Consider the following 11,412-nt stretch of genomic DNA (forward strand, 5'->3'; position numbering starts at 1 on the left):
CGATGCATGGTCTCTTCACCGAACCCTTCCTGACCTCGCTGCTGTTCGGCGCGATCACGGCCGGCGTGCCGCTGCTGTTCGTGGGGCTGGGCGAGCAGATCTCGGAGAAGGCCGGCGTGCTCAATATCGGCATCGAAGGTATGATGCTGTTCGGCGCCTATACCGGGTTCGTCGCCGCCTTCTATACGGGCTCCTTCGCGCTGGGTTTCGTCTTCGGCGGTTTGGGCGGCATGGTGGTGGCAGCGCTGATGGCGCTGCTCTGCGTGCGGCTCGGCATGAATCAGATCGTGATCGGCATCGGCCTGACCTTGGGCGCCGAGGGGCTGACAGCCCTCCTGCATCATTTCCAGTTCGCGCGTTCCTATCCGCGCCTCGAGAAGGCGCCGGTGCTGGAGATCCCCGGCATCAGCGAGATCCCGGTGCTGGGCCCGGCGCTGTTCCACCATAATCTCATCGTCTACCTGATCGTGGCCGCGACCTTCGCCGCCGGCTGGCTCTACAAGCACAGCTATGTCGGGCTCAATCTCGAGGCCGCGGGCAGCAAGCCCGGCGCGCTCGACGCCGCCGGCGTCAGCGTGGTGGCGACCCGGGTGGGCGCGGTGCTGGCGACAGGGTTCCTGGCCGGCATGGGCGGCGCCTATCTCGCCAATGTGGGCGCCGGGCTGTTCGTGCCTTTCATGACCAATGGCGCGGGCTTCATCGGCATCGTGCTCGCCATGCTGGCGCGGGGCAAACCCTACTGGGTGCTGCTGGGGGCCCTCATCTTCGGCATCAGCCTGGCCATGACCACGGCGCTCCAGGTGGCGGGGCTCAACATCCCGACCGATGTGGTGCAGATGCTGCCCTTCGCCATGGTGATCCTGGTGCTGGTGATCTTCGGCCGCCACAGCGTGCTGCCGGCAGCCTTGGGGCTGCCCTATGTGCGCGGCGAGCGCTAGAATTGGAATTCAAGGAGAACCGCCCGGAGGGCCGGAGAGGCCCTAACAAGGGGCGGGGTCGCGAGAGAGGGAGAACGAGGCGATGACGGACACCAAGGTTTACATTCTCGATGGCGGCTCGCTGGTGATCGACGGATTCCATGCGTTCTGGAACCGCGGGCCCGGCGGCGAGCTTCGCTTCCCCTGCTATGCGGTGCTGATCGAGCATCAGGACGGCCGCTATATCTTCGACACCGGCTACGACCATGCCCATGTCATGCGGGTCCTGCCCTTCGAGAAGCCGATGCAGGCGCCGGAGCAGACCATTCCGGGCGCTCTCGCCAGGATCGGGCTCAAGCCGACCGACATCAATTATGTGATCAACTCGCATTACCACTTCGATCATTGCGGCGGAAACAAGCATCTGAGCGAGGCCTGCACGGTCTGCCACGCGAAGGAGCTCGAGGCCTCGACCAACCACCAGCCTTTCGAGCATCTGGGTTATTCGGACATGACCTTCGCGCCCGAGCTGGCGAAGCAGGCGGGCAAGGCGCTGCCGGCCGAGCCGGCGCTCGATATGTACACGCCGAAGTTCCAGACCGTGACCGGCGATCAGGAGCTCGCGAAAGGCATGTGGCTCCTGGAGACGCCGGGCCACACGGCCGGCCATTACAGCCTGATGGTCGAGCTCAAGAACCGCCGCCCGATGCTGTTCACGGCCGATGCCTGCTACAGCCAGAAGAACATGGATATGAACTGCATCTCGAGCTTCCATCTCGACCCGACGGCGAGCCTCAAATCGATGCATCGCCTGAAGCAGCTGGCCGAGAAGCACAATGCCGAGCTGTTCTACAGCCACGACCCGGACAGCTTCCCGAACTATGTGAAGGCGCCGGGGTTCTATTCGTAAGGTCCGCGCTCACCACACCGGCCTCAAATGAAAAGGGCCTGCATCGAAGGATGCAGGCCCTTTGCTTTGAGTGGAAATCCCTTCGGCCGGCCTACCACCGCACCATGCCGGCATCGACGGCGAGGCATTGGCCGGTGACCCAGTGGGCTTCCTCCGACGCGAGGAAGGCGACGGCGGGGACGATGTCGTCCGGGGTGCCGCGGCCCTTGATGGCTTGCAGCATCTCGACGAACTCGAAGGCGTTCTTGTGGTTGGTCTGCTGCACGCCCTCGGTGTCGGTCAGGCCCGGCGCGATCGAGTTGACCGTGATCTTGTGGCCGCCGAGCTCGGTCGCGAGCGCGCGGGTGAAGGTCAGCACGGCGCCCTTGGAGGCGACGTAGTGGGCCATGTTGGGCGTGCCGGCGAAGATCGAGTTGGAGCAGAAATTGACGATGCGGCCATAGCCCCCTTTGCGCATCAGGTCGGAGCTGGCGCGGCACATCAGGAAGAGCCCGTCCACATTGACGCGCATGATGCGCCGCCATTCCTCGAAGGTGAGCGCGTCCCAGGCGACGAAGGGCACGATCGCCGCGACATTGACGGTCACGTCGAGCTTGCCGCCCTTGTCGATCGCGGCCTTGTGCAGCGCCGTGACCGAGGCCGGATCGCCGATATCGGTCGCGACGCCGAAGGACCTCCCGCCGATCTCCTTGGCGGTTGCTTCCGCGCCCTTGCCGTTGATGTCGGCGGCGACCACCAGGGCGCCCTCCTGGCCCAGCCGCAGCGCCACGGCCTTGCCGATGCCCTGCGCCGCGCCGGTGATGATGGCCACGCGGCCGTCGAAACGCTTCATGCTCGTCATCTCCCTTGAGAAATATGGTTCGTTGGAATGAGGGTCAGGCGCGCGCCTGGTCGATCACGGCGGTCGCGGCGGCGACGCCGGCCCCGACATCGACCTTGCGGCCCAGTTTCTTGAGGGCGCCGCCGAAAGCGGTCACGGCGACCACGGCATAGATCGGCTCGGCCACCAACCCCATATGGCCGATCCGGATGAGCTTGCCTTTGGTGTCGCCGCGGCCGGACGAGAACACCACGCCATAGAGCGAGCGGGCGGCGGCGAGGATGTCGTCATCCTTGAGGCCGTCGGGCACGCGCACGGCGGTGCAGGTTGGCGAGGCGATCTCCTCGCGCGCGGCCCAGAGCGACAGGCCCATCGCCTTGATGCCGGCGCGGCAGGCCTTGGCCGTCAGCGCATGGCGCTTCCAGACGGCCTCGGGACCCTCGGCCAGATAGAGATCGATGGCGCCGTCGAGCCCGTTCACCTCGGCGACCGAGGGCGTGAAGGGGAAGGGCTTGTCCTGGCGCCAGGCCTCTTTCCAATCGAGCAGGCTCAAGACCGAGGCGCGTGGCGCCTTCGGATTCGCCTCCATATGTTTCCAGGCCCGGTCATTGACCGCCATGATGGTGAGGCCCGGCGCGCCGCCCAGGCATTTGCCGGGGCCGGTCACGAAGATGTCGGCGCAGCTCTCCTCGGGATGGATGTCCATGCCGCCCCAGGAGGAGACCGCATCGACCAGCATCAGCGCGTTGTGCTTGCGCACGATCTGGCCGATCTCCTTGACCGGGTTGATCGTGCCCGACGGCGTGTCGTGATGGACGACCGAGACGATCTTGATGTCGGGGCGCTTCTTGAAGGCCGCTTCGACCTGGGCCGGATCGATCGCCTCGTTATAGGGGACCTCGATCTCGACCAGCTCCTTGTTGTAGCGCGCCGACCAGTAGCCGAAGCCCTTGCCATAGACGCCCGAGGCGAGGTTCAGCACGACATCGTCGGGGCCGATCAGGGAGGCGGCGGCGGCCTCGAGGCCGGGGGCGGGCTCGCAATGGAGCAGCAGGGCCGGCGAGTTGCTGCGCAGCGCCTGGGTGACCTTCCGGTTCACCGCCTCGTAGAATTCGAGGAAGTGCCGGTCATAGTCGTAGCCGATTGGTCTCGACAGGGCGCGCATGACGCCCGGATAGGCCGCCACCGGACCGGCCGACAGCGTGATGATAGGTTCCTTGGTGGCCATGATGGTTCCCCTCGCCTGGATGCGTGGCGCGAGCCGTATATCGGCCCATTTTTCATGCTCGGCCTTGTGGCGGCCCGTGCGCGGTTCGGACAATATCACAACTCATTTCGGGGCGTCATCAGGGCGAGGGCCCGAGGGGAACCATTGCGAACCTTTGACTGGATCATCCTGGGTGCCGGGACGGCGGGCTCGGTCTTGGCGGCGAGACTGACCGAGGATTCCGCCCTCTCCGTTGCGCTGGTCGAAGCCGGCGGCCCACCGACAGACCCGCGGGTCGGCGTTCCGCAGGCCTGGCCGGCGCTGCAGGGCACCGCGATCGATTGGAACTACGCGACGGTGCCCCAGCGCCATACCGCGAACCGGATCCATGCCTGGGCCCGCGGGCGCATAAGGGGCGGCTCCAGCACCATCAACGCCATGGCCCATGTCCGCGGGCATCCCAGCGACTTCGATGGCTGGGTCGCCGAGGGCGCCACCGGCTGGGGCTATCGCGATCTCCTGCCCTATTTCATCCGCTCCGAGGATTCCGACAAGGCGCCGTCGCCCTATCATGGAAAAGACGGGCCGGTGACGCTGACGACGCCGCGCGATCCGCATCCGATCACGCAAGGGTATATGGCGGCCGGCGAGGAGATCGGCCTCGCGCCGACGCCCGACCATAACGGGCCGCGCATGGCGGGCCCGACGCTCAACAGCCTGACCATCAAGGAGGGGCGCCGCCAGAGCACGGCCGACGCCTATCTGACGCCGGCGGTGCTGGCACGGCCCAATCTCCATCTGCTCGAGCGGCATGAGATTCTGAGCCTGTTGTTCGAAGGGCCCCGGCGCTGCGGCGGCGTCGAGCTGCACGGGCCCGACGGCGTCCTCCGGCTGCGGGCCGAGCGCGGCCTGGTCCTGGCGACCGGCAGCATCGCATCGCCCAGCTTGCTGCTGCGCGCGGGCATCGGGCCGGCGAACGAGATCGAGGCGCTGGGCATCCCGGTGCGGCTGGATCTGCCGGGGGTCGGGCACAATCTGCAGGACCATCTGCTCTCGGGCGGCAATGTCTATCGCGCGCGCCGCCCGGTGCCGCCCTCGAATTACCAGAACTCGGAATCCCTGATGTATATCGAGCGCGGCGGGGGCAGCGCGGCGCCCGAGCTGGTGCTGGCCTGCGTGACCACGCCGGTGGTGACGGAATGCTTCGCAGCACCGGCCTTCGGCGAGGCCTATACGCTGATGTTCGGCTTCACCCGGCCGCGCAGCCGCGGGTCCCTCCGGCTGGCCTCGGCCGACCCGCAAGCGACACCGTTGATCGATCCGAACTATCTCGCCGAAGAATATGATCGGCAGGCCTATCTCGACGCACTGGATCGGGCCCGCGCGGTCGGCGGTGCCAGGGCGCTCGCGGATTGGCGCGAGGCGGAGCTTCTGCCGTCGCCCGCCTGCCGCAGCGAAGCCGATCGCCGCGCCTTCCTCGCCCAGGCGGCCTTCACCCACCATCATCCGGTCGGGACCTGCCGCATGGGCCAGGACGACGAAGCGGTGGTGACGCCGGGGCTCGCGCTGCGTGGCCTCGAGGGGCTTTATGTGGTGGATGCCTCGGTGTTTCCGAGCCTCACCACCGGGCCGACCAATGCCGCCATCATCGCGCTCGCCGAGCGCGCGAGCGATCTGCTGCAGGGCCGACCGCCACTGGCGCCGCAGTCACCGTCTTGAGCATGCGTGTTCGTCGCGCGTCAGACGATCGAGCGGCCCTTGCCGACGCGCGGGTTGGGCCGGCCGCCATCGCTGACCGCCATCACCACCAGGATCTCGCGCGGGCGCGGTGCATCGGCGACGCAGACCGTCATGGTGTCGAGCTCGTCGAAGGACCAGACATTGTCCTTGTTGCCGAGCGGCACATCGATCAGGGTCCCGGCCGCGGCGACCTTGGTGGTGGAGGGGATGATGGCTTCGCCGCCGCCGACCGCGGCACGCATCGGCTTGCCGAGCTTGGGATGCAGGATCGCCGCCGCATGCTCGAGATCGCCCTCGACGCCGACGATGGCGGCCTTGCCATAGGCCATGGCCGGCTGCGGCAACAGGGCCACGGCCTGGGGCATCAGCTCCTCGCCGAGCTTCATGCCGAGATCGAACATCGGCGAGAGGTCCTGCACGCCGAGGCCGGCGAAGCTGTTCTGGATGATCGCGATCGCGGCCACGCGCGTGATGGGCCGGACGGCGGGGCTGCCGGCCTCGGCCAGCACCGTCTCCTTCACGAAAAGCGTCTTGCGCAAAATCATCCGCCGCTCCCCAGTATGAAACGCGCGACCATCACGATGGAACGAGGACGAAGCTAACATGGGGTTTCCCGCTGGCTCAACGACCTGCGCCGCAAGCTTCGCGCTGTCACTCGCGATGGCGGCCTGCAACGCAACAGGCGAGCCTGCGTCCGACGCACCGGTCGCCTTGACGATCGTCAATAAGGGATCGGAGCCGATCCATTGCATGATCAATTTCGGACATTGGGTGACCCAGGATCTGGGGCTGATCGGGAAAAACGGCTCGACGACCGTGCAGTTCCATCGCCAGGCCGCGGATGGCGCGCTCTATATCCCGCGCGCGGACGGGCAGCGCCTGATGATGATCGAAAACATCTTCTGCAGCGCGCCGGACGATTCCGCGGCGAGCCGGGGTCAGGTTCCGTTGCTCCCGATTAAAGCGGGCCGATCGCAACGCTATGCCAGCACCTGCCGGGCCGGCGAGCCGGTGCAATGCGAAATACCCCAGAGCGATTGATCCGAGCTCGGAAGCCCGTAACGCGAGTGGGCCCCGGTTTCCCGAGGCCCACAAGGAATCATCGATCTGAAAGACCGATCTCGCTCAGGCGTTCAACCCTATTCGCCGCCCGGGCCTGCATTGCCCACGTCCTTGTCGTTGCCTTGGTTACCGTTGGCACCCGAGACACCGCCTTTGTTGCTGTCGGAGTTGCCGGATCCACCGCCGCCATGACCCGGGGCATCGCCACTCTTGCCGCCCCCAGCCATGGCCGGCGCCGCGGCCAGTGACAGAACGATCAACACTGCAGACGCACACGCCAGAATTTTCTTCACGGGAAGTCCTCCCTTGTTGAAGTCACGGGTGCGAGCTTACGACCGGTGCACAGCCATCTCAATGAACTGTTGGTGATGTCGATTAACCATGTATGCAGCCTTCAGTTGCGATTGAATGGCAGTGGCGCGGGGATCATACTGAATCATCAGGATTTGACCGAAGTCGCCTGGTCGGTCAGGGCGCGGAGGAGCTGCGCTTGAAATCCTCGAGGCTGCGGCCTGCGCACCAATGGAGCGCGATGCCGATGAGGGCGCGGCCGTCCCAGGTCCGCCAATCCTTCCTGATGCCCGCCGCCTGCGCCTTCAGATGCGGCAGGTCATCGGCCGCTTGCGCCACCGCCTCGGCGAGCGTCGTATCGTCGCCGTCATAAGTGACGCCGGCACCGCGGCCTTCGGCGATGCGCTCGGCCATCCAGCTCCGCACCGGCACGACCGACGGCGTGCCATAGACCGCGCCGAAGACGAAGGGACCGGAGATCCGCTCGACATAACGCTCCGGCTTGTAAGGCAGGAGCAGGAGATCGCTCGCCTCGATCAGGCTGACGAAGGTCCGGTCGTCGAGATAGCCGCGCACCAGCCGGATGCGCGGATTGTTCTCGAGCGCAGCAAAAGAAGAATTGATCTCTCCCGCGCCGACCTGGACCAGGAAGCGCAGGTCGGGACGCCGGCGATGCGCCTGCTCGATGATGGCCGGCCATTCGGTGAAGCGCTTGTCCTCCCGCTGCATGCCGAGGCAGGCGACCAGAGGGCCGTCGCCCGCCGGGAGATAGGGGAGGGCATCCGCCGCCACCGGCGTCTCGTAGAAATGCGGCAGCGGTGCCGTCATGACGGGCAGTCCCATCGCGTAGGTCAGTCTGACCGCGAGAGGCTTGTTGGTGGCGAAGGCGAAGATGCGGTCCTTGCCGACGGCGGCCTCGAGCGCGCGGCCGGCCAGGCGGTGGACAAGGCCTCCCACCGTTCCCGGCTCGACCGGGCGCAACAACGAATGGAATCCGAGCGCGATCCGCGGCCGCTGCGGCTGCGCCTTCAGCCATTCGGCGAGGCCGGCGATCTCGCGCGCGCGGGCGGTGGGAATCCAGAGGAGATCGCCCTGCTGCGGCTCGAAACCGGAGTCGGCCAAGCTCTCGGCGAATCGTCCGCGGCCGACTTCATGGTCGTTCCAGAGACGATCGAAGGCGTCCCCTTCGGTCAGGAACTCGTTCAACCACATTTCGAAGACCGGCCGGGCTTCGAGCGGCGCCGCCGCCAGCGCCGGCTCCATGGTTCGGTGGGCCAGGACCAGAAGCTGATGCCCGGTTGTTGCGAGCATCCGGGCCATGCCCAGCGCGAAATGGGTGTGATGGCCGATCTGGTCGCGCAGCCCGTTGTCGATCAGGACGATGCGTTGAGGCGATGCGCTGGGTTCAGACAAAGTCGGGATCTCGGGGGCCGGCAGGATGAGGCGGGATCGGAGCGCGGTTTCGCGGCAGATTCATTGTGGCAGCGTCACTGGACGATCTCCAGGATCGCGTCGGCTGCGAGCCTGGCGCCGTTGCTGGGCACCATGGCGCGGGCGTTGTCGGCGAGGGTTTGCCGGCGCGCGGGATCGGCGAGCTGGTCGAGCTGCAGATGCAATCCTTCGCTGTCGAAGGCCTTGATCGGCAGGCCGGCATCCGCCTTCGCGATCCGGCCGGCGCGCTTCGCCCAGTCGTCGAGACCGCCCGCGAGCTCGACGAAAATGGTGGGTACGCCATGATGCAGAAGCTCGGTCGCGCTGTTGTAGCCGAGGGTGGAGATCGCCGCATCGAAGGCGGCCCAGCATTCCGCCATCGGCATATAGCTGATCTCCTTCGTCCCGTTCTCCGGCGTCACCGCGGAAGGGCTGCGCAACAGCGGCGGCCGCGCCACGGCGAAAGTCCAGTTCCGGGCAACCCGGGCCTGTTCCAGCACACATTGCTGAACCGAATCATAGGCGGGATTCCCGCCGCCGCCGAAGCCGACGAAGACGGTGAAGCCGTCGGGCGCCAGCCCTAGTCGCGCGCGGGCCTGCTCGCGCGGCAGGGCCTCGTCGCGCGACCGGATCATGATGGCGCCGGTATAGAGGGTCTTCACATTGGCAGGCTTGCGCCCATCCACCTCGCTCGCGTGATGCGGGATCAGCACCAGATTGTACATGCTCTCGATCAGCTGGGCGTGGGTGGCGATCTCGGCGGCGGCATTGCGCTCGCGGGCGATGAAGACCTTGCGGGCGGCATGCGAATGAAGCGGCATCATGTCGCCGATCTGGCCCAGCGGAAAGAAATCGACCACGACGAGATTGGGCGCGAAGCCCTTCAGCACCGCATAGACGATCCCGCGGTTGATCCGGCGAAGCTCCTCACGGGCGGGAATATCCAGGTCCAGGAAGTTCGCGGGCGGCGAGAGCAGCTTCACCACCTGAAAGCCCTCGCGCCAGACCAGCTGGCAGGCTTCGGAGTTGGTCACGAACATGATGTCGATGTCGGGCTTGCTGGCCCGCAGGGCGCGCGCGACCGCCAATGTCCGGATCAAATGGCCCAGGCCATGGCCGTTCGAGGCATAGAACAGGCATCGTGTCGGCACGAGTCCCCCCGTCGCTCTCGACCCGGCCGCCGATACAGACTGGCGCGTCCGGGCGGTCGAGCCCCCTACCCGACTGGAATCCTAACATGGAATCCATTAAAGGATCGAAAGGTCGGCAAGGGGGCGAATCCTCGGGGCTGCCGTCAGAGCCGGACCAAGACCCGTTCGGCATGGGGGTAGGGCGTGCCCTCGGGATCGAGCAGGGGGCCGCGGTCCAGGACGTCGAAACGCAGGCTGTTCAGCCCCTCTCCACGGTGGGCCTTGCGGTCTCGGATCGCCTTGGCGTTGATCTGGCAGAGCCGCCGGTTGGCCAGGTTCGCCTGGCTGGGCTTGCCATCGGTATTGAAACCGTTGCTGGGGTGGTGCAGGGAATCGAAGGTGCCGTCGCGATAGCCCAGCGCAATTCCCTCCGCCCGGCAGCGGATCCGCATATCGGTATCCTCATAGCCCCAGCCCCAATAGCCGTTGGCAAAGCCGTTGACGCGGCGGAAGAGGGCGGTCGGAAACATCACCACCCCGCCGAAATATTTCTTCGGATCATGCTCGACGACGAGATTGGCGGAGCCTTCGATCTTGACCCTCTCGGCGCCGTACCAGAGCAGCCGCGTCGGCCGCTCCACCGGACGGTAATCGGCCCAGATCGGCAGATAATCCACATCGTGGAAGCAGATCTGCTCGCATTCCGGCTCCGTCAACAGGAAGCCCGCATTGCGCAGGGCGCCGATATTGAAGGGGCGCCCCGCTTCCTGCTCGACCAGCGTCACGCGGTAGGGCCGGTCCTTGTCGATCTTGTCGCGCTTGAAATAGAGGGTGATGTGCGGAAGGAACCGCGCCAGCTGCGCGGCCCGGTCGCGATAGGGGACGATGATGGAGAGGCATTGCGCCGTGGCCGGTCGCTCGGCCTCTCCATCCATCGCGGATGCCTATTGCGTCTTGGCGCCGAAGCCCCAGAACTTGTCGTGGACTTCGTTGTAGTAGGACTCGACGTCGTAGTAGTCGACCGGCAACTGCAAGTCGCGCGCGGTCAGCTTGCCGACCGCGGCCTCGACGGCATAGGCCGCGACGACCTCGTCGCGCTGCGCGGTCACCAGACTGACCTGGGAATTCAGATAGGCCTGCTCGGCGTCCAGGATATCGAGCACCGTACGGGCGCCGACATTGGCCTCGAGCCGGACGCCTTCGAGGGCGACCTTGTTGGCGCGGACCTGTTCGACGAAGGATTTGATCTGCGCGCGCGCCGTCTGCAGCGCCGTCCAGGATTGGACCGCCGTCTGAATGGCGAAGCGGCGCTCGTTCTCGAGCTCCTGCCGGCGCTGGGCCGCGACCTGCTTCGACTGGCGGACATCGGCAGCCGGCAACCCCGCCTGATAGAGGGGCACGGTCAGCTGCAGCATGATGGATGCCGAATCCTGCCCGGTATTGGGGGCTGAGGAATCATCCACCGTGCCCGCCGTGCCGACGATGTTGAGGAAGGGCATGATCTGGCTGAAGGCGACGTCGATACCGTCATGGGCCGCCTGCTCGTTATATTTGGCGGCAGTCACGGTCGGCGCATCCTCCGAGCCCGAGACAACCTCGTCCTGGGAAGCGGGAAGCGTGGTCAGAGGCGGCGGCTGCACGAGGGTTCCCGGATTCTCGCCGATCACGTTGGCATATGCCGCACGGGCCGCGGCCAACAGGCCTTCCGACTGGATGCGGGCGGCGGTGGCACCGGCAAGGCTCGCTTCGGCCTGGGCCACGTCCGTCTTGGTCAGCTCGCCGACTTCGAAGCGCGTGCGGGTCGCTTCCAGATCGCGCCGGATGACGGCTTCCTGGTTGATGTTCAGCTCGAGCACGGCAACGGCTTGGACCACGTTCATATAGGCCGTCACGGCCGATTGCAG

12 protein-coding genes are annotated in these 11,412 nt (G+C 66.3%); 4 read left to right on the plus strand and 8 right to left on the minus strand.

The window, feature by feature from the left end:
- Positions 1–2 precede the first annotated feature (2 nt).
- Positions 3–938, plus strand: coding sequence for a putative B6 ABC transporter permease subunit 1 (locus ACREE8_RS10790; protein ID WP_431572995.1), 936 nt, complete (start codon positions 3–5; stop codon positions 936–938).
- 82 nt (positions 939–1,020) lie between these two features.
- Positions 1,021–1,827 (plus strand): 4-pyridoxolactonase, encoded by an 807-nt coding sequence (gene pldA, locus ACREE8_RS10795; protein WP_431572996.1) that lies wholly within the window; start codon positions 1,021–1,023, stop codon positions 1,825–1,827.
- Positions 1,828–1,918: 91 nt separating this feature from the next.
- Here the strand turns inward: pldA and pldH are convergent, their stop codons facing one another.
- A complete protein-coding gene (pldH, locus tag ACREE8_RS10800) occupies positions 1,919–2,659 on the minus strand; it encodes a pyridoxal 4-dehydrogenase, SDR-type (protein ID WP_431572997.1) in 741 nt (246 codons plus the stop codon).
- Between the two features lie 43 nt (positions 2,660–2,702).
- Positions 2,703–3,968, minus strand: coding sequence for a pyridoxamine--pyruvate transaminase (ppaT, locus tag ACREE8_RS10805; protein ID WP_431572998.1), 1,266 nt, complete (start codon positions 3,966–3,968; stop codon positions 2,703–2,705).
- A gap of 51 nt (positions 3,969–4,019) precedes the next feature.
- Between ppaT and ACREE8_RS10810 the strand changes: the two genes are divergently transcribed.
- On the plus strand, positions 4,020–5,573 hold the full coding sequence (locus ACREE8_RS10810) for a GMC family oxidoreductase (protein WP_431572999.1): 1,554 nt from the start codon (positions 4,020–4,022) through the stop codon (positions 5,571–5,573).
- A 20-nt stretch (positions 5,574–5,593) separates the two neighbouring features.
- On the opposite strand, the gene ACREE8_RS10815 is transcribed toward ACREE8_RS10810, so the two are convergent.
- Positions 5,594–6,139 (minus strand): amino acid synthesis family protein, encoded by a 546-nt coding sequence (locus ACREE8_RS10815; RefSeq protein ID WP_431573000.1) that lies wholly within the window; start codon positions 6,137–6,139, stop codon positions 5,594–5,596.
- A 58-nt stretch (positions 6,140–6,197) separates the two neighbouring features.
- On the opposite strand from ACREE8_RS10815, the gene ACREE8_RS10820 reads away from it, so the two are divergent.
- Positions 6,198–6,635, plus strand: a complete 438-nt coding sequence (locus tag ACREE8_RS10820) for a hypothetical protein (RefSeq protein WP_431573001.1) — start codon at positions 6,198–6,200, stop codon at positions 6,633–6,635.
- Between the two features lie 98 nt (positions 6,636–6,733).
- Here the strand turns inward: ACREE8_RS10820 and ACREE8_RS10825 are convergent, their stop codons facing one another.
- The 5 genes from ACREE8_RS10825 to ACREE8_RS10845 all read right to left on the minus strand — a co-directional run.
- The gene (locus ACREE8_RS10825) at positions 6,734–6,949 is read right to left on the minus strand and encodes a hypothetical protein (RefSeq protein ID WP_431573002.1); all 216 of its coding nucleotides are present in this window, start codon (positions 6,947–6,949) and stop codon (positions 6,734–6,736) included.
- 175 nt (positions 6,950–7,124) lie between these two features.
- Positions 7,125–8,360: a hypothetical protein gene (locus tag ACREE8_RS10830; protein WP_431573003.1), complete on the minus strand. Its 1,236-nt coding sequence runs from the start codon at positions 8,358–8,360 to the stop codon at positions 7,125–7,127.
- A 74-nt stretch (positions 8,361–8,434) separates the two neighbouring features.
- Positions 8,435–9,529 (minus strand): hypothetical protein, encoded by a 1,095-nt coding sequence (locus ACREE8_RS10835; protein ID WP_431573004.1) that lies wholly within the window; start codon positions 9,527–9,529, stop codon positions 8,435–8,437.
- 143 nt (positions 9,530–9,672) lie between these two features.
- Positions 9,673–10,443, minus strand: coding sequence for a galactosyltransferase-related protein (locus tag ACREE8_RS10840; RefSeq protein WP_431573005.1), 771 nt, complete (start codon positions 10,441–10,443; stop codon positions 9,673–9,675).
- A 9-nt stretch (positions 10,444–10,452) separates the two neighbouring features.
- The coding region (locus ACREE8_RS10845; RefSeq protein WP_431573006.1) for a TolC family protein at positions 10,453–11,412 on the minus strand (960 nt) is incomplete at its 5' end.

The organism is Hypericibacter sp. (assembly GCF_050729195.1).
Lineage (GTDB): Bacteria > Pseudomonadota > Alphaproteobacteria > Dongiales > Dongiaceae > Hypericibacter.